Here is a 23475-nt window from a genome sequence, read left to right as displayed (position 1 = left end):
TCACGGAGGGTGAATCATGAGGTGAGGGGACTGCCGAGTGGTGTGCCAGGTCGACATGGCACGCCGCCGTCACATCTCGCAGCCTAGAACGCCACGGCCGGCGCCCGTGGCGATACGCCTTCGACAGGCGGCGATCACCTCGACCTTGATACGGCCGGTGGCTCCGAGCAACTGTGGTCGCTCGTCGAGCCGCGCGTTGACCACTCGTGGTGCTGGGATCCGATTCAGAGACAGCCAACTGCTGTTGCAGCAATCAGTGGGGTGGCACCTGGGGAAGTTGGACCAGTTGGGCGCCGTGGCGGCGGGTGAACAGCCAGCCCCGGCCGGCGGGCAGCCGCTGCGGCTTGATGGTGCCGAACAGCGCGCCCTCCTCGCGCGGCCCGGACATCATGATGCCCGGCGAGGCCAGCTCCCTGATCCGGCCGATCACCGGGTCGAACATGGCCCGACCGGCACCGCCGATCCGCCGGGTCAGCACCAGGTGCAGACCGATGTCGCGGGCCTGCGGCAGGAACTCCAGCAGCGACGCCAGCGGGTTGACCGCCGCCCCGGCCACCAGGTCGTAGTCGTCGACCAGCAGGTAGAGTTCCGGACCCTTCCACCAGCTGCGGTCGCGCAGCTGCTCGGCGGTGACGTCCCGCCCCGGCAACCGCTCGCCCATCACCGTCGCCACCTGCTTGACCAGGTCGGCGGTGACCTGCGGGGAGGTGCCGTAGCCGATCAGGTGCTCGGACTCCACCGCGCCGAGCAGGCTGCGCCGGAAGTCGACCAGGATGATCCGGGCCTGCGCCGGATCGTTGCCCTCGACGATGCGGCGGGCCAGCCCGCGCAGGAAGGTGCTCTTGCCGCACTCGACGTCGCCGAAGAGCAGCAGGTGCGGCTCGGCGGTGAAGTCGAGGCGTACCGGCTGGAGGTCGGTCTCGGCGATGCCGATCGGGATCACGCCGCCCTGCGCGGCGGGCAACGCCTCGTAGGGCAGCTCGGCGGGGAGCAGCCGGACGGCCGGGGCACCCGCCCACGTCCAGTGCTGCTGCACCCGCTTTACCAGGTCGGCCAGCGCGTCCGGCAGGTCGTCCACCACCGGCCGGCCGTCGAGGCGGGGCAGGCCGGCGAGGAAGTGCAGGCCGTCCGGGGTCAGCCCGTGGCCGTGCTGCTCCGGCACGTTCGCCGCGGCGCGCCGGTTGATCACCGAGTCGGCCGGCTCGCCGAGGCGCAGCTCCACCTTGGCACCGAACATGTCCCGCACCGCGGGCCGGACGTCCATCCACCTGTTGGTCGCGGCCAGGATGTGGATGCCGTACCCGAGACCCCGGTTGGCCAGCTCGGTGACCAGGGGTTCCAGGTCCTCGAACTCGGCCCGCAGCGCCGCCCAGCCGTCCACCACCAGGAACACGTCGCCGAACGGGTCCTCCCGGAAGCGACCCTCCCGGCGGGCCCGACGGTAGGCCGCCGCGCCCTCCACCGAGTGCGTGGTGAACACCGCGTCCCGGGCCTGCATCAACCCGTGCAGCTCGGCGATGGTCCGCCGGACCTTGTCCACCTCCCGCCGGCTGGCCACCCCGCCGACGTGTGGCAGACCGCCGAGCGCGGCCAGCGTGCCGCCGCCGAAGTCGAGGCAGTAGAACTGCGCCTCGCGCGGGGTGTTGCCCAGCGCCAGGCTGGTGACCAGGGTGCGCAGCAGGTTGCTCTTGCCGGTCTGCGGGGCACCCACCACCAGCACGTTGCCGGCCGCCCCGGCCAGGTCCAGCCAGAGCGGGTCACGGCGCTGCTCCAACGGCTTGTCCACGATGCCGGCCACACCGTGCAACGCGCCGTGCCGGTCCTCGGCGGCGATCGTCAGGCCGCGCAGCGGGGACACCAGCACCGGCGGCAGCAGCGCGTCGAGGGTGGGCGGCTCCTCCAGCGGCGGCAACCAGACCTGGTGGGCCGCCGGCCCGCGCCCCTCCATCCGGGCCACCAACACGTCGAGCAGGCTCTCCCCGACGTGTTCGTCCACCGGGGCCGGCACCTGCTCGTCCGGTTCGTCGTCGGTGGCGAGCGGGGCGTAGTCGGTGGTGTAGTCGCGTACCGGGTCGATCAGCCGGCCGCCGACGGTGGGCACCCCACCATGCTGCCGGACCGCCCCCGAGACGTACGCGGCCTTGAACCGGATCAGGCCCTCGGTGCCGGCCTTCAGGTAGCCGTGCCCCGGCGAGCGGGGCAACTCGTAGGCGTCGGCCACCCCGAGCACCGCGCGGGACTCCATCGAGGAGAACGTCCGCAACCCCAGCCGGTACGACAGGTGCGTCTCCAGGCCGCGCAGCCGCCCCTCCTCCAACCGCTGCGAGGCCAGCAGCAGGTGCATGCCCAACGACCGGCCCACCCGGCCGATCTGCACGAACATGTCGATGAAATCCGGTCGGGCGCTGAGCAGTTCGCTGAACTCGTCCACCACGATCAGCAGGCTGGGCAGCGGGGCCAGCGGCACCCCGGCCGCGCGGGCCCGCTCGTAGTCGCGCTGCGAGGCGTAGTTGCCGGCCCGGCGCAGCAGCTCCTGCCGGCGGGTGATCTCGCCCTGGATCGCGCCGAGCATCCGGTCGACCAGGAACAACTCGTCGGCCAGGTTGGTGATCACGGCGCTGGTGTGCGGCAGCCGGTCCAACGCGGCGAAGGTGGCACCGCCCTTGAAGTCGACGAGCACCAGGTTGAGGATCTCGGGGCTGTGCGTGACGGCCAGCGCCAGCACCAGCGTGCGCAGCAGTTCGCTCTTGCCGGAGCCGGTCGCCCCGACCAGCAGCCCGTGCGGGCCCATCCCCTCCTGGGCGGACTCCTTGAGATCCAGCTCGATCGGCCGGCCGCTCTCGTTGACCCCGATCGGCACCCGCAGCCGGCTGCGGTTGGGCCGGCTGCCCCAGGCGTCGGCCAGGTCCAGCTCGTACGGGTCGCCGAGGCCGAGCAGGTCGGCCAGCCCCAGGTCGGTGGTGACGGCCGGTTGGTCGGCGTACGACGCGGCCGACAGTCGCAGCGGCGACAGCTCCCGCGCCAGCACCTCGGCCCGTGCCGGGTCGAGCGTGTCGGCCCGGCCGACCCGGGTGGTGCCGTCCATCGTGGTGCCCGAGATGGCGTCGTCCTCGGCGATGTCGAGCACCACGGAACTCTCGTCGAGCAGACGTGGGGGGCGACCGGTGAGGTCCAGCAGGGTCACCCCGGCGACCCCGCCCTCGGTCATCAGGTGGTCGGAGCCGGCGACCTGCCCGCCGTCGACCACCACCAGCACGTACGGCGTGACCGTCGCCGTCGGGTCGAAGCGCGGCCGGTCGGCCAGCACGTCGACGAGCATCGCCTCCAGCGCCACCACGGTCGGGGCGAACAGCCGGATCGGCCCGACGGCGTCGAGTTTCGTCGGGTGCTGGGCGTGCGGGAGCCACTTGACCCACTCCCAGCAGGCCCGGCGCTCCGCACTGACGCAGAGCGCGACCAGCAGGTCGTCGGGGGCGTGGAAGGTGGTCAGCTGGGCCACCACGGCCCGGACCAAGCCCCGGACGGCGTCGTCGGCGCCCCGCAGGTGGACGTGGGAGAAGTCGCGCAACGCGATCGCCACCGGCAGGTCGGGCACCACCGAGTAGGTGGCGACGAACCGGCGCAGCGCCACGGCGCAGAGCGGCTCCAACTCGTCCACCGGGCGGGTCTGCGGCGGGATCAGCGGGGTGGCGACCTCCTGCGGGCCGAGCCCGATGCGGACCACGCTGAAGTCGGCGTCGCCCCGGCGGCGCTCCCAGAGCCGGCCACTGGTCACCGTGGACCAGAGCGAGTCCGGGTCGGGGTGGCGGTAGTGGACGGCCTCCCGCTGCTGGCGGACCGTGGCGCGGACCTGGGCCCGGAGCTGCGCGAGGCGGCGCAGGTACTGACGGCGCGACTCGATCATCTCGCGCTTGCCCGGCCCGGACTGGTTGACCACCATCACCGCGATCATGCCGAGGATGGAGACGCCGTACATGCCACCGACCACATAGGTCATCACACCGCCGCGCTGCATGCCCATCATCAGGCCCATCGCCGCGGCACCGGCCGCCATCGGCAGGATCATCAGCATCCGGGTCCAGCCTCGACCGCCGGCCGCCGGCACCTCCGGCGGCGGGTCGAGGAGCACCTCCCCGGACGGCAGCGGGGGCGCCGGCCGACGGGGTGGACGCTTGACGACCACCAACGACGACATCTCCCCCGTACCTCCCACCACGTTGGTCTTCGGCGGCCCACTCTATCGACAGGTTGCCCCTGGCAGGGACCACCGTCCGCCCCCGGACGGCCACCCGACGGGCGGCGCGGCCGTGCTACCTTGACCGCCGCGGAGAGCCCAGGAGGCGACCGCGCGGACGCATGGCACACGGGGAGGTGACCAGCGTGACGGCCCCGGGCGGTCTCAGTCTGGCCAGGGTGACGATCGCCGCTCCCCAGCGGCGGATGGACGTGGCGCTGCCCAACGGCATGCTCGTCGGGGAGCTGCTGCCCCACCTGCTCCGGCACGCCGGGGAGGATCTCGGCGACGTCGGCGAGCAGCAGGGCGGCTGGGTGCTCCGACGGGCCACCGGCACCCTGCTCGAAGCCACCCGCAGCCTCGCCCTACAGGGCGTCCGCGACGGCGAACTGCTGCACCTCACGCCGGGCCGTGACGAATGGCCCGAGCTGGCGTACGACGACGTGGTCGAGGTGATCGCCAGCGGCGCGCGCCGGACCGGTCGATCGTGGAGCAACGACGCCACCCGACGGGCCGGGTTGACGGTGACCGCCGCGCTGCTCGGGTTCGGGCTGGTCGCGCTGCTCGCGGTCGGCTCGCCGTGGCGTACCCCGGGCCTGCTGGCACTGGGGATCGCGGCGCTGCTGGCGATCGCCGGGCCGGTGCTGTCCCGGGCCGTGCCCGACGCCACCGCCGGGGCCGTGGTCGCCGCCGCCGGCCTGCCCTACGCCCTGCTCGGCGGGGCGCTGCTCGCCGCCCCGGACGGCGCGCGGATCGTCGACCTGGGGGCACCGAGCCTGCTGCTCGGCTCGGCCCTCCTGCTGGTCTTCGGCATCATCGGGTACGCGGCGGTGGGTGGGGTGCAGCGGCTGTTCATGGCCGGGTCGGCCGCCGGTCTCACCGGCGTGCTGGCCGCCCTGCTCTGCTACGGCGGGGTGTCCCCCGCCGGTGCGGCGGCGGCGACGCTGACCACCGTGATCGGCCTGCTGCCCGGCTATCCGCTGATCGCCGGTTGGCTGGGCAGGCTGCCGGTTCCGGAGCTGCCCGACCGGCCGGAGGAGATCCTCAGGGACCGGCCGGTGCCCGAGCGGGCGAGGGTCTTCGTGACAGTGGCGCGGGCCACCGAGTTGCTCACCGGCATGCTGCTGTCCGCGTCGGTCTGCGGCGCGCTGGCCATCGCCTTCCTCCTGACCGAGGACCGCACCCCGGCCGGCGTGCTGCTGGCGCTCTGCGGTGCAGGGGCGCTGCTGCTGCGCGGGCGGCTGTTCCCCACCGCCGCCCAGCGGGTGCCGCTGCTGGTCAGCGGCCTGGTGGGGCTGTCGTCGCTGGCCGTCGCGGCGTTACTGGCCACCGCACCGGGCGGCGGACGGATGCTGGTCGGGCTCGGTGTGGTCACCGCGGCGGCGCTGACGCTGGTCGCCGGCCTCCTCTTCAGCCGCCGCCGGCCGTCGCCCTACCTGGGCCGGGCCGCCGACATCACCGACGTGGTCGCCATCATGGCGTTGATCCCGCTGGCCTGCGCGGTCATCGGCCTGTTCGGGGCGATCCGGGAAATGTTCGCCTCGATCGGCGGGTGACGCGACCATGACGACCCGGCGGGACCAGCTCCAGTCGTACCAGTTCATGACCCAGCGGGTGATGTCCGCGTTCGTGATGCGCGAGACCGACCCGCAGCAGTCGCCGCTGCGCCGGGGCATCGGCGCGCTCTTCGGCGGCCTGATGGTGGCCGTCCTCGTCGCCGCCGGGGTGGGCATCTACGGGCTGCTCACCAAGGTCGGCGGGGACGGCTGGCGCAAGCCCGGCTCGGTGGTGGTCGAGAAGGAGAGCGGCGCCAGCTACGTCTACCTGGACGGTCGGCTGCACCCGACGCTCAACTACACCTCCGCGCTGCTGGCCGCCGGCCGCCCCGGCACCCCTGTGGTACGCGTCTCCGCCAGCACCCTCAGCGCGGTGCCGCGCGGGGTGACGATGGGCATCCCCAACGCTCCCGCCTCGCTGCCGGCGGCGAACCGACGCGCCGGTCTGCCGTGGACGGTCTGCTCCACCCCGGCCGTCGACGACACCGGACGCACCGTCGACACGGTGACCCTGGCGCTGGCCACCCGACCGGCCGGCGGCCGGGACGTCGGCGACGACGGGCTGCTCGTCAAGGACGCCACACTGGGCATGAACTACCTGGTCTGGCACGGTCGGCGGCACCTGGTGCAGGGTTCCCGGGTGGTCGTCCCCGCCCTGTTCGGGGCGGTCACCCCGGCACCCGTCGGCACCGCCTGGCTGAACGCGCTGCCGGCCGGGGTGGACCTCGCCGCCCTGCCCGTCGCCGACCGGGGCGGGAAGTCCCGCGAGGTGCCGGGCCGACGCAACGGTGACGTGCTGGTCGTCCAGACCGCCTCCGGACCGCAGCACTACCTGGTGCTCGCCGACGGGGTCACCCCGATCACCCCGGTGCAGCAGGCCATCCAGATCGGCCAGTCGGGGTGGCAGCCGGTGACGGTCGCCGTCTCCGACGTGACGTCGCTGCCCAGGAGCCAACGGGTTCCCCGCCCACCGGACCGGGGTCAGCCGCCCGCCACCCCGCCGAAGCTTGTCGGCCGGGAGCCGGGCCAGCAGATCTGCGCCGCCACCGCCGATGCCGGCACCCCACCGGAGCTGACCGTCGGTGGCACCCTGCCCGGCGCGGACCGGGCCGCGCCGACCGGCTCCGTCTCACCGGACGGCATCCCGCTCGCCGACCGGATCGCCGCCCCCGCCGGCCGGGTCACCGTGTTGCAACTGCTCGGCAGCCCCGGCGCGTACAGCATCGTCACCGACCTGGGCATCCGGTATCCGGTGCCGTCCGCCGACGCGTTGCGCCTGCTCGGCTACCCGGTGGACGCGGCATTGGCGGTCCCGCCGAGCCTGACCATGCTCATCCCGAGCGGCCCGACCCTGGACCCCCGGGTCGCTGTCCGCCCGGCACCGATCACCACCGGCGGCTGACCACCCCGTCCCGCCCCACCGCTGCCGGTCCGCTCGACCCGTCCCACCGACCCGGCGGTGCCGACCGGTCCGGCCGGACGTCGGGTCAGCGGCCGGGGCCGGGCGTGGGTTCGTCGAAGAGCTGCACCGGGGGGCCCGGTTCGGTCGGCTCCACCGACCGGGCGGGTGCCGGCGCGACGGCCGCCCGCCACCGGCGACGCCGCACCCTCGGCAGGGTCACCGCGACGACACAGACCACGAGTACGGTGCCGAGGGCGAGCACCGAGCCGGCCAGCGCGATCCGCCGGCTCTCCCGTACCGCCGGATCGGGCCGGTCGACGGCCGGCCGGAACCGGGGCGGCGGGACCGGTCGGGCCTGCGGCAGCAGCTGGTCGTTGACCGCCCCGTACGGGTTGACCGTGCCGTGTCCGTACTCGGCGTGGTCCGCGCCGGGGACCGCCGTCACGGTCAGCAGCCGGACCAGTTCGCTGCGCGGTGTACCGGCCCGTTTGGCGAGAGTGAGCGCGACCGTACCGGCGACGAGCCCGCACGCCAGGGCGGTGCCGTCGGCGGCCTCGACCAGCCCGCCACCGCGCTGGGTGGTGGTGACGGCGACGCCAGGCGCGACCAGGTCCAGGTAAGGCCCGTACTGCGACTTCGACCAGCGCCGCCCGTCCGGGCCGATCGCCCCGACGGCGAGCACCTCCGGGTAGCCGGCCGGATAGGAGACCGGGTTGCCGTCACCGGCCCGGTCACCGCTGGCGGCCACCACCAGCACGCCCCGGTCGACGGCCCGCCGGACCGAGGCCCGCAACGTCCCGGTGTCCCGGTCGGCGGCGACGGTGACCGCGACCACCCGGGCACCCCGGTCGACCGCCCAGTCGATGCCCCGGGCGAGCGCACCCGGGTCGGCCGGGGTGTCACCGAACGCCCGGTCGTCGACCACCCGTACGGGCAGCACCCGGGCGCTCGGCGCGAGCCCCGCGAACGGGGACGGGCCGGTCTGCCGGGCGACGATCAGCCCGGCCACCCGGGTGCCCTGACCTGTGCAGTCGGTGTCGGCGCGGCCGTTGCCCCGGACCGCGTCGAAGCCGGTCTCGACCCGGCCCCGCAACTGGGGATGGTCACCGTCCACCCCGGAACCGAGCACCGCGACGGTGACCCCCGACCCCTGGGTGAACGGCCACACCTGTTCCGGGGCGAGCACCTGCTGGGCCCAGGACGGCGCGGTGACCCGTCCACCGGGCGGCGCGCAGTCGGGCGCCGCCGTCGCGGGCGACACCGGCCCGAGCAGGACGGTGGCGGCGAGCGCGACCACGACCCCACCGGTCGTCATCCGGCCCCGCACCTCCGTGGTCCGCGACCGCTGCCGGTCCGACCCGTACCCCGTCATGTGCTCCTCCGGCCTCATGCTGCCCGCCGCCGGCGGGCTGCCGGCAGCGCCGACCCGGTCCGCTCGTCGTCGACCCGGACGACCCGGCCCCCGGCCACCGCCTCCACGGCCAGGTCGCGCAGCGACCCGGGTACCGCCCGCAGGGCGTGCCAGAACACGCCGAAGTTGTCGGCGCAGCGGTGCAGCAGCCGGCCGCAGATGTCGGTGGCGGTGTCGTCGTCCCGCGCCCGGGGGTCGTCGTCGTCCCAGTACCAGACCGAGCCCTCGTCGCCGCCGGCCACCCGCACGGCGAGCAGCCCGCCCTGCACGTGCCCGACGGCCAGCCAGTCGGTGGTGAGCCGGTCGGTGAACCAGGCGTTGGCGTGGCACAGGTCCTGCATCCAGTCGGCCCGGACCGCGCCGAACAGCGGCTGGTCGACCACGAACCCGAAGCGCGGGTGCACGGCCGGCCAGCCCGGCCACCCGCCGTTGGTGCGGGCCAGGAAGTCCCGGTAGCCGGCCGGTAGCCCGAAGCCGAGCCGCTGCTCGATGCGGGCCACAGCGTCCGGGGCGAGCCGTTCGGCGAAGCACAGCGGCGGCGGCTCGGCGGTGTCCACCGGCAGCCCGCGCCGCCGAGGGTCGGCGTCGCCGGTGCTCACCCCGCCCAGGTGCCGCAGCGCCGCATGCAGCTCCGCAGGGACCAGCGCGACCCGCCGGGTCCGCGCCAGGTGCGCCCAGGTCCAACCCGCCGGGGTACGCCCCGTCGCGTCCGGGTCGGCCGGGTCGGCCACGGCCAGGTTGGCGGTGAGGACGGCCAGCACCCGGGCGGCGTCCACCCCGATGCCCGGCGGCAGCGGCGGCAGCTCGACCACGGCCCGGGCGTACGGGGTCCAGTCGGGAAAGCCGTACGGGTCGACCGGCACGCCCTGGCGGTAGCGGACCCGCAGCATCGGCGCGACCGGGTGCACCACGCCGAAGGCGTACCGGGCCCCGGGGATCAACCCGGCCCCGCTCACCGGGCCCGCCCGTCCCGCCCGACCCCGGTATCCCGGCCGTCGGTAGTCGGGTGGCCGGTGGTGGCCGTCGGGCCGGTGGTGGCCGTCGGGCCGGTGGTGGCCTCGTCGGGGGCCGGCCAGAGCAGGAGCTGCGGGACCTGCTCGGCGGGGAGGGTGATTCCAGCCGGCGAGTCCGGGTCGACGGCCAGCGCGTGCCCCCGCGGCCAGACCGTCAGCAGGGACACCAGCGTCGCCCACAGGCTCGGCGTGCCGTCCGGATAGGCGCGGGCCAGCCGCTCCGGGGAGGTGAACACCTCGACCGCCGGCACCTCCGGCGGCCCCACCGACCGCCACGGGAAGTCCGGGTCGACCAGCCGGGCCGGGTCGTCCACCGGGCGGGCGGTGGGGAGCACCACCAGCGCGTCGAGCAGCGCGTCCAGGTACCCGGTGGAGTCGCCCCGCTCGGCCGCGTCACGCAACAGCTCGGCGGTGTCCGGCTCACCGGCCGGGGCGGCGGCGGCCCGGCCCATCGCGGCGGCGAACCCGGCGGCCGGGTCGTCCTCCCCGCCGATCGCCTCGGAGCGGGCGATCTCGTCGTCGGCAGCCGCCTCGGCCAGTTCGGTGAGCAGCTCCACCCCGGCGGGTACGGTCAGCTCGCCGTCCGCCGCCGCCCGCACCGCCGCCACCGGCAGGTACGCGTCCAGCGGGGTGCCCGGGTTCACCGCCAGCCGCCAGTCGGCGACCGGCCACCGCTCACACAGCTCGTCGTACCCGGTCACGGTGTACGCGTCGGCCACCCCGGCGACCCGGGGGGCCATCGTCGCCACCGAGGTGAAGACCGGCAGGAAGGGGCGTCCGAAGAGGTCCATGGTGACGAAGCGCTGACTGCCGCCGTCGTCGTCGCGTAGCTGCGGCAGGTACAGCTCGGCCCGGGTGAGGAGGCGGAAGAACTCCGTGCGGTCGTCGTCACGCACCGCACGCAGCAGCGCCCGCTCGATGTCGTTGGCCGGCTGCCACGACTCGTCCACGACGGGTCTCCTCCCTGCCCGGTGCCGGCCCTGAGCCTAACGATCCCATGCCGACGGACGGGACCCGTCGGCGACGCACGCTAGGCTGCGGGCCGGTCGCCGTCCGCCAACGTCCCCTGAGGAGGATCCATGCGACGCGCCGTCGCGATCACCGCGTTGGCCGCGACCCTGGCCGGCTGCTCCCCCGACACGTCCGCGCTGGAGTCGGAGCCGGAACCGGAGCCGGTGGAGCAGATCGTCTCGTTCACCGTCGAGGTGGTCGGCGGTGGGGGCGGGCCATTCGGCCTCTCGGTCACCTGGGGGCACACCGCGCTGGAGGGTCAGCGGGCCAAGAGCCCGACCTGGGCCTGGGCGCACATGGTGACCGTCAGCTACCCGGACGTCAAGGACGTGTGGGTGATGGCGGCACCGGAGGTCCGGCCCGGGGTCGACGAGTCGCTGGCATACCGCAACGGCGCTCCGCAGGTGCACTGCCGGATCCTCGTCAACGGCCGGACCGTCGCCAAACAGACAAGCGCCGCGCCCCAGTGCGACGCGAACCTGTCGGCCACCCCGCCGGCTGCGCCGACCGGCACCGTCGGCTGACCCGGCCCGAACGCGCCGGCTCAGTCGAGGCGACGCAGCGCCCCGGCGTACGCGGACCGCACCGCCGCCAGCCGGGCGACCCGGAACCGGCCCGGTTCACGCTGGTAGACCGAGCGGCCCAGCGCCGTCCAGACGGCGGTGAACGGCACCCGGGCACCACCGGGGGGCACGAACTTCACCACCTCGTCCAGCGCGGCGACGGCTGCCGTCAGCCGTACCCGGCAGCGTCGCCGGTCGCCCTCCGGCAGGCCCTCCGCCCCGGCCGGCACCCCCCGGGCGTGGTTCTCGGCCACCCACAGCCACTCCCCCGCGTCGATCAGCAGGGACGGCTCCGTACCGCCGTACCGGAAGCCCTGCTCGACCTCGACGGGCCCGGCGGGCAGCCGGAACAGGAACTCCCGGGTCGCGCCGCACCCCTCGCACGGGCCGGCGTACCGGCGGGCCAGCTCCCCGTCGGGCAGGGTGAGTACCGTCGAGGCGCGCGGGAAACGCCCCTGCCCGCAGCCGCACGGTTGCAGGTCCATGTAGAGGTGGGCCTCGTGGGTGGAGCGGGCGGCCAGCGGCGTCACGACGGGCTCCACGGCATGTGGTCCAGGTGGAAGTCCCGGACGACCTCGATGCGGCGGCGACGGAACCGCCCCGGCTCCCGTTGGTGGACCGTCCGCCCCCGGGTCGACCAGAACGCCGACTCCGGCACCGCGTCGCCGTCGGTCGGGAGGAACTTGCGGACCTCCTCCAGGGCCGCCACGGCGGTCCAACGCAGCTCCGCCGCCTCGGCGTCGTCGCCCTGCCGCTCGGCCACCTCGGACGCCTCCGCGCACCAGTCGGCGACGAGCAGCCACTCACCGGGGTCGAGCAGGGCCGAAGGCTGCGGGCCGCCGAACCTGGTGGTCGGGTGCGGGCCGGCTTCGGCGGGTGCCGTCCGCCCGTCGGGCAGGGCGAAGACGAACTCGCGCGGCTCGTGACAGTCGGCGCACCGACCGGAGTACCGGTACACCGGTCGGGTCCCCTGCGTCGTCGCCGTCCCCCGCCAGGTGGCCTCCATCGCCCCGCACCGGGGGCACGGGTGCAGCTCCAGGTAGAGGTCGGCCTCGTCCCCGGTGCGGGCGGCCGGCAGCAGCGTCATTCCGTCCCCCGGTAGTGGCCGGTGTCCGGGTCGAGGCCCATGATCTCCCGGGCTCGGCGCAGGTACTCCCGCTGCGCCTGCGGCGACGGTGACCGCCGGTTGGCCGAGTCGGCGCCCTCGGGGGTGAACTCCGCATCGTCCACCCGGTGCTCGGACTGCCACCGGGCGTGCAGCTCGGCCAACTCCCGCAGCCGACGCTGCCGCTCCGGATCGGTGTTCATCGCCATCACGTCACCTCCGTGTGCCCGGGCCCGGTCGTTGACGGGCGAGCTGCCCGCCGGGCCGTCGACCGGGGACGGTCCTCCAGGCCGGTACGCGGCCTCCGCCGGCCGACGCGTCACGGCAGTGGACGCGCCACCCGCGCGGCGACGGCCTCCCGGTCCCAGCTCGCCGCCCGACCCGGCCCACCCGTCACCGTCCACCGGTGGACGTCCACAGCGGATCGGATCTCCAGCGGGTAACAGTTGTGCGAGAAGAACCGCAACGTCCAGTCCCCGTCGGCGGCCCGCTCGAACGTCGGCGGCGTGACCGCCGGGGCGTCCGGCACCGACAGCACGTCGGTGAAGTGGTCGGCGTCGCAGACCAGCCAGCCGGCGCGGGTGCCCTCGGTCGCCGAGAAGGGGCGCACCACCGGGCCGTCGATCTCCCACGCCGAGTACAGCTCACCGAGCAGCTCCGCGTACGCCAGCGGAGGCAGCCCGGCACCCACCCGGCGACCGAGGTCGGCCATCACCTCGGGCCGGTTGAGATGCAGCGTCTCGCCCGAGCCGGTGAAGACCAGGCCGTGGGACACGAAGATCGGTTGCCGCGCCGCCAGCACCCGGACCGCCTCGGCCACCCACTCCTCGTCGGCGACCGCCCACTGCGCCGGCCGGGCCAGATAGCGGAAGCGGGCGGTCCGCACGGTGACCGACGCCGGGCCGGTCCACACCTGCTCGACGGGTTCACCGGGGTCCAGCACATACCGCTGGAGCGCCTCGGTCGTCCGCTCCGTGTCCACCAGCAACCTCCCCGTCACGGCCGTCGGCGCACGTCATCCTGCCACAGCCAGGCACCTGGCCGCCGTGCCGCGCACCGCCCGGCCGTACCCCGGATCAGGGTCGGTGGTCATCGCCACCGCCCCGCCGCCGCTGATCGTCGTTCAGCGCAGCGGCAGCCGGGTGCCCGCTGCCCGACGCGACCCCGACGCCGGGCTGTCCGGATCGCCGGTCACCTCCTGTGGGGGAGGACCTACCCCTGCCGCCCGTCGGCGAACGAAGCCGGCCGCACCCACCTGCCTGGTCAGGGGCCTCAGTCAGACGCGCCGGGGTACGTCCGCCGGGCCTGCGCCAGCTGCTCGTACACCTCGGGTACGAACCGTCTCCGCCGCAACGGCCGGCGGCGGACGGCGAAGGTGTCCGCGAACGCCCGGGGATCGTCGCGGTGCACGGCGCGCAGGTGGACGTGCCCGTCCGGCGTGTTCGTCGATGTCGACTCGCTCCACCCGGACGTCGGCGCCGTCAGCGCCGAGGGTCAGCCAGAGCACCGGCACCGACAGTACCGACGACCAGCGGGTGGAGACCTCCGCGATCGTCCGCTCCGCGATCCGTAGGTAGTCAGACCGCACCGGGCGGGGTAGCTGCTCCAGTTTCCTCAGACTCGCGCTGTACACCGGCGAACTGTCGCCCCCGGGCGATGGCACGTCAACCAGAACGCGCTCGCTCCGGCTGTCAGTCACCCGCCGGGCACATCGAACGGCCCGGAGTGGGCCACGGTCACCGGAGCTTCAGCCCTCGGCGGTCGCCGCGCTGGCTCCGGGCGGCGGCCGGTGCCAGAGCAACGCGGCTCCGTCCAGCGCGGCCCGATGATAGGACGGCAGTACGTCCCCCAGCCAGTACACCTCCACCTGTGGAGCGGACTCGCCGTCGTCAGCCAGTGAGCCCTGGCCCTCGTACGCGAGATCCCAGGCCGGTGCACCGGGCGCCGCCTCCACGAGATACACCCGGCGCACGGCGGCATCCGGGGAAGGCCCGGTACGCCAGGTCCGCCAGATGCTCCGCACGCCCGGCTCCGTGGTGAGCGTCACCACCACCCCGTCGTCGGACGAGTCGGTGAGCCGGTCGGCTAGGTCGCGGAGGTGGCTCAACTCCGGCGGCAGGTCGGTGAGATCGTCAGGGTCACCGCCGGTGAGGTCGAGCCGAGGCGGCAACCGGCCTCCCGCCTCGGCGACGACGTCCGGCGACGCAGGCAGGAAGCGGAAAGCGACGGGTGACGGCGGATCGGCCGAGACCGGCACCTCCGAGTAGAGCTGCGGCTCGCCACCGGGCACGTCAAGAACCACCAGTATCCGGGCCAGCAACTCCCGGTCCGCCGGGATCAGCGGGACGGCAAGTTCCACCGTCGCCACGGACACGGCGTCCGGCAGGTATCTCAGGTCACCATTGCCGAGCAGTTCGCGGAACCGGCTGACCATCTCGTCGGGCATCCGCCCGGCGAGGCGCAGCAGCATTCGGTGCACGTCAGCGAAGAGCTGATCCGCCTCGTTCCACCCGTTCTCGTCCGTCACCGGTCAGTCCTCTTCCATCACGATGATCTCGCAGTTGTCCTGGAACTCGGCTGGAAGCTGGGCCCGGATCTGCGCGGCCAGCTGCGGGTCCGACGTCCGGCGCACCCGGGAGCGAGGCGGGAAGACCGCCTCCTCGTCCGTGGCGAACGAGGAGAAGACCGCGATGTCCCTGGCCTGTTGGCCGCTCAACCGGTAGACGACCAGCACCTTACCGCCCGACGCCGGATTCTCGGACATGAACCGTACCGCGACATCGAGCCGCCGGCTGACGCTGAGGAACTCCCGCGCCATACCGGTGGGATGCCAGGAACTCCCGTAGATGGGCGAGTAGATCGGGGTGATCCAGTCCCCTCGGAACGCGATCAGCGGACGGTCCGGCCGGCCGACGGCAGGCAGTTGCATCATCGCGTCGTGGACCATGTCGGCGTGCCATACCACCTCGTCGAAGAGTCGAGGCAAGACAGCGTCGAGCCCTCGCCGGATCTGCTTCCACGACGTCGCGGCGTCCCGTTTGGCACGCTGCTTGTCGGCGCGTGCCTGCCGTTCGTCGTGCCGCTGCCCCAACCGGTGATGTTCGTCGATCCGGCGCTGGGCGTCGACCACCCGGCGGTGGGCGTCCACCCAGTCCCGGGCCGGGCCGGCCAACTCGGACCGGGCCGTCAGATGCCCGTCGCCGACGTGCACCACCGAGCGGAGCATCAGCGGCAGGGGCAACGCCTTGGAGCCAGCCGCCAGGTTCCCCAGGTAGCCGGCCACCAGTTCACGCACCTTGCGGTCAAAGAGTGCCCTGCTCGGCACCTCCCCGGCGGCGCCGGTGAACAGGTGTGCGCGGATCACGTTGTTGATCAGGTAGTGGCTGTGTCGGGTGTAGACGGCCAACGCCATCACGTGCGGCTTCGACAGCCGCTGACCGAGGCCCCGCACGGCGGCGGTGTCGGCCGGGTCGATGCCGTTGCGCCGCAGCCAGTCGGCGAGGTCGGCGTCACGCACCTGACCGCTGGCAAGTTGGGGCCACAGCCGGTCCGCGATCGCCGGGACCTTGTGCTGGGTCTCCGAGAAGCCGTGCGGGTCGACGGCATGGTCCAGGTAGCGGGCCTCGTGGGGGAAGAGCCCGTCGACCGCCACCTCGGCCCGCAGCGTGGGCAGGTCGACGTCGGGCAGACTGCGGTAGAGGTCCACCGCTGTGAAACGGCCGTCGGACGGGCGCAGTTCCACCCGCTGGATGCCGGCGATCTCCGCTCCGCGCAGGATCTCGAAGAGGGAGTGGTCCCGGGCCGGCAGCATCCAGCCCATCAGGCCGCTCAGGAACCGCTCGGCCCGCGGGCCGTCGAGCCCCACGAACCGCGCGGCGGTGAGCATCCGGGCGGTGGTGCCGGAGACACCGTCGATGACCGGGAAGCCGTCCCGGCCCACCCAGCGGGCCCACGGCCCGTGGTCGGTGTCGTGCGCGGTGACCCCCTCACGCCACGGCAGCAGGCCGTGGTCGCCGAGCGGATCGCCGGTCTTCTCCCTGTTCAGCTGGTCGACATAGGCCCGTTCGAGCCGACCGAGCGGAGTCCCCAGCCGGGCGTAGTGGTCGGGGGTGTTGGCCAGTGCCAACTGTTCCTCATCCGAGCGGGGCCTGCGGGGGGACTGGCTCGCCGTCATCTCGGTCAGGTCCCGGATGCCGTGCGCCGAACTCCTCGCCACGTTGCCGGTGGCGAAGAAGTCCCGGCCGAACTTCAGCCTGTCCCGCAGGGCGTCCGGCATCAGCCGGTTCACCGTACCGTCGAGCAGGCCCCCCATCCGACGGACGGCACCGACGTCGACGCCCGCGCCCTGCGCCTGCTCCCACCGCCCCTCGTCCAGCACCGACAGCAGCACATGGGACAGGGTGTGCGGGTTCTTCCAGTTGCAGTAGGCGGCGTTGTAGAAGGCAGTCATCGTCTCGCGGAGATTGCCCTCGGCGAGCAGCCGGTCGAAGCTGACCGAGGTGCCGACCTGGCCGGCGCTGGCCGGCTCGTCGTCCCGGAAGAAGGCGCTCTCCACCCGGGCGACCACCTCGGCACGGGTCTCCCCGGGGTGCAGCGGATCGATCAGCTCGACCAGGATGTCCCGCATCCGGGTCAGCGCCGTCCGGACCGTGTCCAGCACCTCCGGGTCGCGGAAGTAGTGCGCCCCCAGCCGCTGCTCGAAGCGGGTCGCGCCGTCGGACCAGCGGGGGTCGTGCAGGAACCGCTCGAACTCGAACGGCACCCGACTGACCCGGGCCGGATAGGTCGCCGCCGCCAGGTCGGCGCGCATCGGTGCCGCCGGGTCGACCGCGTCCGGACGCACCGCGCTCAGCCCGTCGCCGTCCCGCCCGACCAGGGCTGTCCCGTCGTCCCGGGCCCGTCCCGGCAGGCCGGCGTCAGCGGACTTGCGGCCGGGTGGCCCCTCGTCGCGGGCGTGCCCCGGCTCGCCGTCGGCGGGTGGACGGGCCGGCTCGCCCGACGGGCCCGCCCGACCCAGCAGCGCGTCCCGGCCGGCGTCGCTGAGCCGCCCGTCGAGCAACGGCAGCCGGGCCGCCGCGCCGGGATCGTCCGGGTGCAGGCCGAGATGGTCGCGCAGGGCCCGCAGCTCGGTCCGGGCGTACGCCGCCTGCACCGGGTCGCGTAGCAGGTCGGTCAGCACCTCCACCTCGGCCAGCCGGCCCAGGTCGTGCGGGCTGAGCCCGGCGTCGTCGGCCAGCACCCCCGGGGTGAGGGCGTCCGGCGTGAACGGGTCCAGCCCGCCGGCCGCCCGCTGCCCGATCGCCTCCAGCTCGGCTGCCTCGTGGGCGACAGCCCGGGCCACGTTGACGTCGGTGGCCCGGTCGGACAGCTCGACCCGCCAACCGCCCCCGTCCGGCGGGACGGTGCCGTGCGGCAGGTCCCGGCCGTGCGCGTCGATCGGCACCGACCGGGCCACCGCGCCGTCGGGCAGGGCGTCCGCCGGGACGGCGGTCAGCTCCAGCCGTACGCCACGCAGCGTGCTGTCGGCCGGCAACCGGTCCACCACCTGGCGCAGGGCGTCGGCACCGAGCTGCCCGGCCAGTTCCGGCTCGGGCACTTCCCGGCCGTACCCGTGGAACTCGGCGTCGGGCACCCGGGCGGCGGTGACCGGCGGAGGGCCGCCCCCGCTGAGCAGGCTGTGGATCGCCGACGGGTCGGGCACCCGGGGCAGCCCCACGGTGTACGCCGACCGGGGGTGCAGCGGGCCGGTGTCGCTGATCCGCTTGACGCCCTTCCAGTCCGCGCCGAGCAGGGCCCGCTTGCCGATCCAGGAGGCGTCCCTCCCCTGGTGGTGGTCGCCCCAGCCGGCCTGGCTGATCTCGAACGGCGTCGGGTACCGGGTGCTGCCGAAGGAGTGCGTGCGGGCCCGGTCCAGGATCTCCCGCCCCGCCTCCCGCTGCCGGTTCGCCTCCCGCAGCACCTGGTCCGGGTCGGTGGTGCCGTAACGTTCCCGGAGCCGGTCGACGGCCACGAGGCCGTCGCCGGCGGTCGAGCGGCGGGCCAGCTCGATGTCGACGTCCACCTCGCAGAGTTCGCCCCGGAGCCGGTCGAGCACCCCGTCAGCCCGGTGTTCGGTGTTCGGTGCCCAGTCGAAGCCGTCGCGGGCCCACGCGTACCCGCCGATGGTGGACGCGGCGTGCACCTCGATCCGCTCCACGCCGGAGTACCGGTACCACTCGGTGAGGTGGCCGTTCCACTCCCGGGCGAAGCCCTGACCCTGGACCCGTTCGCTGAGCTTCAGCGAGACGTGTTCGACGAAGAGGCTGCCGTCGTGGTCGCGTTGGAAGGACCGCACCACCCGGCCGACGGGCACGCCGTCCGGGTCGTGCACGGTCGCCCGGACGACCACCTCGTTGCGGTGCACGCTGACGCTGTACGGGTCCGTCAGGTCCACCCGGATCCGCAGCCCGGCGAACTCGCGCCCGTCCAGCTGGTCGGCGAACTCGCGGCGGACCGCCTCGCCCCGGGCCCCGGCCTCCTCCCGGGTGGTGGGGATCAGCTCGTCGAGCGAGGGCCGCCGGTCCTCCTGCCGCCACGGCGGGTCGGACCAGATCTCGTCCTGGCGGGTCTGCTCCCGCCGGTCGGCCGGGGCCGCCCCGTCCGCCTCCGGTACCCGCTCCAGCTCGTGCACGGGGTAGCCACGCTGGGCGAGGTCGGTGTCGAGCCGGTTGAGTTCGTCGCGGAGCCGGACCTGGTCGATCGGGTCGGTGGCGGCCCGCAGCTCGTCGACGATGCAGCGCCGCTCGGTCAGCTTGAGCAGGGTCCGTGCGTCCGGGGTGGCTGGATCCGCCGCAACGCGTTCCGTGCCCGACGTCCATGCCGGCTGGTGCGGCTCCGGGACAGGCCAGCCGGGCGTCGTCGGTGCCGGTGTCCGGCCGGAGTGCTCCGGAGCCCGCTCCGGGACAGCCGGCCGGGGCGTCGTTCCGCCTTCTGGGGCGGCGGGGGCGGCGTCGGCCCCGCCGAGGAAGCCGGTGACCCGGCGCAGGGCCCGACCCAGCACACCGGCTCGACGCTCGGGCTCCGGCCGGACCGGCTGTCCGCCGTCGCGCGATGGCCCCCACTCGGCGAGCGGCGGTGCAGCCGCGTCGGCGCGGGGACGGGACGGGACGGCCGGCTGGTCACGGAGCGCGGGCAGCGACCGCCCCGACTGCTCCCGGCCGAGCAGGTTCTCCTTCGCCTTCTGCACCAGCTCGTGCACCTGCCCGGGCAACTCCGCGCCGGTCCTGGCCCGGTGCGCGGGAAAGTTGCTGCTGGGTGCGAGCTCCTGGCTGAGCGGCAACTCGTCGGCGGCCCGTGGGTAGGCGTCGGCGGGCCGTGCGTCGGCGGGCGGGGCGGCGGCGGGCGGGGCGGCGGCGGGCGGGGCGGCGTTCGGGTCGGCCGGTACCCGCTGCGCGACCAGCGTCGTCGTCTCCGCGCGCAACCGGGCCACCGCGGCGTCGATCTCCACCTGGCGGTGCGGCAGGTACGAGCCGTCCTCCTGCCGTACCGCAAGCTGGTCGCGGGCCCAGGCCCGGACCTGATCGGGGACGGCCGCGCCGTCGGCGAGCAGGCCGCGCACAGTGTCCGGGGTGAGCGGCCGGGGCGGTGCCGGGGCCGGGGCGGTGGCGTCGCGGAAGCTGATCGCGTCGGCGTCGAGCACCGGCGGGTCGGGCCGCGCCGGTGCCTCCAGCGCCGCCAGCGACGGCTCCCCCACCGTCCGCGCAGGCTCAGGCCGCGCAGGCTCAGGCCGCGCAGGCTCAGGCCGCGTCGGGCCGTCCGGCGTCGTCGTGGTGTCGCGCCCGGCTTCCGGTACGCCAGGAGTCGGTTCGTCGGGACGGTCGAGCACCTGGTGAATCTCCCGGTGCAGGGTGCGCCACGCGTCGCCGAGTTGCCGGTCGACGAAGGCCGTACGCGCGGACGGATCGGTCGGCAGGTGGTCCGGTAGCACGACACCGGCCGGCTCGCGCTGCACCCACTGCCCGTGCTCGACCGTCAGCCCGGGGCGCAGCACCACGGGTTGCCCGGGTGGCAGGGCGGAGTTGACCTGGAGCGCCACCTGGACGTGGAGCCCGTCCGGGTAGGCCACGGTGAGCAGCCGGGACGACTCGTCCCAGCTCGCCCGGTGCGGCTGGTCGACCGGTCCGGGTCCCCGCCCGGCCAGCAGCTCGCCGACGTGCCCGTCGAACGTGGACCGCACCGTCTCGGGCAGCGGGACCGACGGACCGATCGGCCGGGACTCGACCGGGACCAGCTTGAACGGGACGTGCCCGTCGCCGGGCGCTACGCCGCGTAGCTGCCCTTCCGGGGCCAGCGCGCCTCGCTGCGGTGGAACCGCAGGATCTTCACCAACACCGCCGCGTAGTTCCCGTCCTCCCGGCCGTCCGTCGGTCTCCCCTGGCCGGTGGCCTTCTGGATGACCAGCCGCCGGTCCATCGTCGGGTACCCGAAGGTGTATTCCACCTCCTGTCTGTCTTCCCGGACCAGTTCGAAGTCCAGCAGGATCGCCATCCGCACTCCTCTTGCTCCACGACGCGTCCAGGTCCTCACCGGCCCGTCCCGGCCGGATGCTCTCCCAGTTGTACCGGGCATTAGCCGCGTCGTGCGCTTCCCGGTAGGTGGCGTCCGGATGTACGAGCAGGTAGTTCGCCTCGGTCAGCTCGTGTTCGAGCAGGACGAGATCCTCGGGCAGGTGTCGGCCCTCACGGAGCCGGATCCACGCCTCGGCGATGTCCGGGTTGGCGTCGAAGCGCGCCCGACGGTGTCCGCCCTCGTAGTCGTCGAGCAGGTGCTCGTCCGCCATCAGGTGTCGTTTGACCTGCCGCACCTCGCCTGGTGAGAAGCCGACCGCACCGCTGGGGCGTGGGGTGTCCGCGAGGTGCCCCGCGATGTCCGGCAGATCGTGGTCGTCGGCCCGGAACCGGTCGTACGCCCGTTCCGCCCAGTCCCAGGCCCGCACCTCGTCGCGGGGGCGGATCGACGCACCGGTCTGGGCGTCCCGGTCATCCGGCGCGGTCCGGTCCTCGGTCGTACGGTCGGGAACGGGGCCGTCGTCCGGGCGGGGCGGCTCGGGCCGGCCGGGCCCGTCCGCCCGGGTGACCGGACCGCTCGGTGCACGGTCGGCGTCGGGTGCGGAGGGTCCGGCCGGGTCGGTCCGCTCGGCGACAACCCCGCCCCGGATCACCCGCCCGCCGTCGGGGTGCGGGGCCGCCGGATCGGTCCTGGTGGCACCGGTCGGCGGGGCGTCGTCCCGCACGGGCACCGGCGGCTCGGCACGGGTGTGCACCGGCGGTGGCCCGTCGCCGGGACCGTGGCGGACCGGCCCGGCGGTGCGCACCCCCGCCTCCGGGGTGCGTACCGGCGTCGGGTGGGCGGGCTGGCGCGGACCACCGCCACCGTCCCCACCGCCCGCACCACCCATCAGGTGGGTGCGCTGCGGAAGGTCGGCCGGGGGCAGCGCGGCCACCGGCGGGTGGGTGGTACGCGGACCACCGGGAGCGGTCACGTCGCCGGCGACCACGGTGGGGTCGGGCGACCGGACCCGGTCGCGGGCGAGCACACTGCCGTCGGCGGCGATCGCGCCGCCGTCCACCCGCTGGCCGCTCGCGTCGACGTGTTCCCAGACCGCGCCGCGCTCGCTGTAGGTGACCCGCAGCCCGTCGGCCCGGTCGACGGCGGCCATCCCCTCGGGGAGCACCATCACGTCCCGGCCGATCCGCAGGTCCATCCCGCCGACCCGGACCGTCTCCAGTTTGTTCTGCGCGCCGAAGATGGCGCCGGCCTTGGCGCCCTCCGCCACGCCGTGCAGCATGTTCTGCAGGTCGAACCGGCCCTGCGCGGCGTCCGTCGCGCCGGTCACCAGCCCGCCGGCGAGCCCACCGCCGATGACGTGGCCGGGGACGCCGCCGAACATCGACGCACCGAAGAGCCCGCCCTGTGCGGTGGAGATGCCGAGCTGGCCGAGGTCGAGGCCGGCCCGCTCACCGCCGGCGATCTGGTACAGCTGACCCAGCAGGTCACCACCGCCCATGAAGGCCGCGCCGAACGCCACCCGCTGGCCCAGGTACTTCGTCAGCTCCCGGCCGAAGGTGGTGGTGGCGATCTCTCGGGTCGCGTACTGGCTCAGGGTGGCCCGGCTGAGCTGCTCGAACGCCTCGGTACCGGCGAGCCGTACCCCGCCCCGGGCGGCGAGGTCGGTGCCGACCCGGGCACCGAACTGACGCAGCAGCTGTTCCTCGATCTCCCGGGCGAGCTGGTTGCGGGCGGCGAGCAGGCTCCGCCCGGCCAGCCGCCGGGACTCCAGCCCGGCCTCCCGGCCGAGCTGGCGCAGCAGCTCCCGGTTGGTGACGCCGCGCAGCCACTGACCGGCCATCCGGTCGGCGACCGACCGGGCGACGACGTTACGCGGCAGTACGCCCCGGGCCAGGTTGCCGGCGCCCTGCCGGGTCAACGTCGGCAGGGTCTGCCGGACGAAGGCAGGGACCTGGGTACGCGCGAAGCGCGGCAACTGGGTGGTGACCAGCCGGGGCACCTGGGTACGGACCAGATTCGGCAGCTGGGTACGCACCAGCGTCGGCAGCGTACGGGTCAGCAGCGCGGTCACCTCGGCGAGGGCCGCGCGGACGGAGATGCTGCCGATCGCCCGTACCGCGTTGGTGGCGGCGGCGCCGATCGCGGCCCGGCAGGCGGCGAACGCCCCCGGGATACCGGCGGTGGACAGGCCGAGCGACGGTATGGCGGCGGCGACCAGCATGAACAGCGAGACGGCGAGCATGATCAGGCCGATCAGGGCCATGAACTTCATCAGCTCGATCTGGAGGCCGAAGCTATGCACCGCCTCCTCCATGGAGGCGAGCGTGTCCACCGTGCCGGCGAGCGACTCCAGGTAGGACAGCCACTCCCGGGTGAACGCCTCGGCGGCCCCGTCGCCGAGCCAGTTCTCCATGATGCCGTCGGCGGCGTGCACGGCCTCCTCGTAGAAGGAGGCGAGTTCCTGCGCGGCGGTGCCCCAGGCGTCGGAGAGCTCGTAGACGGCGTCGACGTCCGACTCGGGGATCTTGCCGATGAGGATCTCACCGACGGTGGACCGGACGCCGGGGATGGCGGCTTCGAGGTCGGAGAACCACTCCAGGATCTCGGCGAGGGCGTGGTCACTCTCGCTCACG

Annotated in this window: 14 protein-coding genes; 3 read left to right on the top strand and 11 right to left on the bottom strand. The window is 74.4% G+C overall.

What is annotated here, in order from left to right:
• Positions 1-253: 253 nt before the first annotated feature.
• Positions 254-4195: a type VII secretion protein EccCa gene (eccCa, locus tag OHQ87_RS29705; protein WP_328343243.1), complete on the bottom strand. Its 3942-nt coding sequence runs from the start codon at positions 4193-4195 to the stop codon at positions 254-256.
• A gap of 185 nt (positions 4196-4380) precedes the next feature.
• Here eccCa and eccD point away from each other — a divergent pair, with 185 nt between their 5' ends.
• Complete coding sequence (gene eccD, locus OHQ87_RS29700; protein ID WP_328343242.1) at positions 4381-5790, top strand: type VII secretion integral membrane protein EccD; 1410 nt, start codon at positions 4381-4383, stop codon at positions 5788-5790.
• A 7-nt stretch (positions 5791-5797) separates the two neighbouring features.
• On the top strand, positions 5798-7192 hold the full coding sequence (eccB, locus tag OHQ87_RS29695; RefSeq protein WP_328343241.1) for a type VII secretion protein EccB: 1395 nt from the start codon (positions 5798-5800) through the stop codon (positions 7190-7192).
• 85 nt (positions 7193-7277) lie between these two features.
• Here the strand turns inward: eccB and OHQ87_RS29690 are convergent, their stop codons facing one another.
• The 3 genes from OHQ87_RS29690 to OHQ87_RS29680 all read right to left on the bottom strand — a co-directional run bounded on the left by OHQ87_RS29690 (position 7278) and on the right by OHQ87_RS29680 (position 10566).
• Positions 7278-8507, bottom strand: coding sequence for a S8 family serine peptidase (locus tag OHQ87_RS29690; RefSeq protein WP_328343240.1), 1230 nt, complete (start codon positions 8505-8507; stop codon positions 7278-7280).
• Positions 8508-8578: 71 nt separating this feature from the next.
• The gene (locus tag OHQ87_RS29685) at positions 8579-9559 is read right to left on the bottom strand and encodes an SMI1/KNR4 family protein (protein ID WP_328343238.1); all 981 of its coding nucleotides are present in this window, start codon (positions 9557-9559) and stop codon (positions 8579-8581) included.
• Complete coding sequence (locus OHQ87_RS29680) at positions 9556-10566, bottom strand: SseB family protein (protein ID WP_328343236.1); 1011 nt, start codon at positions 10564-10566, stop codon at positions 9556-9558. The genes OHQ87_RS29685 and OHQ87_RS29680 overlap by 4 nt, the downstream gene beginning before the upstream one ends.
• A 129-nt stretch (positions 10567-10695) precedes the next feature.
• Here OHQ87_RS29680 and OHQ87_RS29675 point away from each other — a divergent pair, with 129 nt between their 5' ends.
• Complete coding sequence (locus tag OHQ87_RS29675) at positions 10696-11151, top strand: hypothetical protein (RefSeq protein WP_328343234.1); 456 nt, start codon at positions 10696-10698, stop codon at positions 11149-11151.
• Positions 11152-11171: 20 nt separating this feature from the next.
• Here the strand turns inward: OHQ87_RS29675 and OHQ87_RS29670 are convergent, their stop codons facing one another.
• The 7 genes from OHQ87_RS29670 to OHQ87_RS29640 all read right to left on the bottom strand — a co-directional run bounded on the left by OHQ87_RS29670 (position 11172) and on the right by OHQ87_RS29640 (position 23474).
• Entirely contained in the window at positions 11172-11720 is a 549-nt protein-coding gene (locus tag OHQ87_RS29670) for a hypothetical protein (protein WP_328343232.1), read from the bottom strand.
• Positions 11717-12277, bottom strand: coding sequence for a hypothetical protein (locus OHQ87_RS29665; RefSeq protein WP_328343230.1), 561 nt, complete (start codon positions 12275-12277; stop codon positions 11717-11719). The genes OHQ87_RS29670 and OHQ87_RS29665 overlap by 4 nt, the downstream gene beginning before the upstream one ends.
• The gene (locus tag OHQ87_RS29660; protein ID WP_328343229.1) at positions 12274-12504 is read right to left on the bottom strand and encodes a hypothetical protein; all 231 of its coding nucleotides are present in this window, start codon (positions 12502-12504) and stop codon (positions 12274-12276) included. Before OHQ87_RS29660 ends, OHQ87_RS29665 begins: the two co-directional genes overlap by 4 nt.
• A 110-nt stretch (positions 12505-12614) precedes the next feature.
• A complete protein-coding gene (locus OHQ87_RS29655; protein WP_328343227.1) occupies positions 12615-13277 on the bottom strand; it encodes a hypothetical protein in 663 nt (220 codons plus the stop codon).
• A 290-nt stretch (positions 13278-13567) separates the two neighbouring features.
• Positions 13568-13705 (bottom strand): hypothetical protein, encoded by a 138-nt coding sequence (locus OHQ87_RS29650; protein WP_328343226.1) that lies wholly within the window; start codon positions 13703-13705, stop codon positions 13568-13570.
• A 337-nt stretch (positions 13706-14042) separates the two neighbouring features.
• Positions 14043-14822, bottom strand: a complete 780-nt coding sequence (locus OHQ87_RS29645; protein ID WP_328343225.1) for a hypothetical protein — start codon at positions 14820-14822, stop codon at positions 14043-14045.
• Between the two features lie 3 nt (positions 14823-14825).
• Entirely contained in the window at positions 14826-23474 is an 8649-nt protein-coding gene (locus OHQ87_RS29640) for a WXG100-like domain-containing protein (RefSeq protein ID WP_328343224.1), read from the bottom strand.
• Position 23475 lies beyond the last annotated feature (1 nt).

The sequence above is a fragment of the Micromonospora sp. NBC_00421 genome (assembly GCF_036017915.1).
Taxonomy (GTDB): Bacteria; Actinomycetota; Actinomycetes; order Mycobacteriales; family Micromonosporaceae; genus Micromonospora.
Note: the sequence above shows the minus strand (reverse complement) of the source record. Positions and strands in the feature narration are given on the sequence as shown.

Coding starts and splice junctions, on each gene's coding strand:
- eccCa (WP_328343243.1), bottom strand. CDS start 4,195: ATGTCGTCGTTGGTGGTCGTCAAGCGTCCACCCCGTCGGCCGGCGCCC.
- eccB (WP_328343241.1), top strand. CDS start 5,798: ATGACGACCCGGCGGGACCAGCTCCAGTCGTACCAGTTCATGACCCAG.
- OHQ87_RS29690 (WP_328343240.1), bottom strand. CDS start 8,507: ATGACGACCGGTGGGGTCGTGGTCGCGCTCGCCGCCACCGTCCTGCTC.
- OHQ87_RS29675 (WP_328343234.1), top strand. CDS start 10,696: ATGCGACGCGCCGTCGCGATCACCGCGTTGGCCGCGACCCTGGCCGGC.
- OHQ87_RS29665 (WP_328343230.1), bottom strand. CDS start 12,277: ATGACGCTGCTGCCGGCCGCCCGCACCGGGGACGAGGCCGACCTCTAC.
- OHQ87_RS29660 (WP_328343229.1), bottom strand. CDS start 12,504: ATGGCGATGAACACCGATCCGGAGCGGCAGCGTCGGCTGCGGGAGTTG.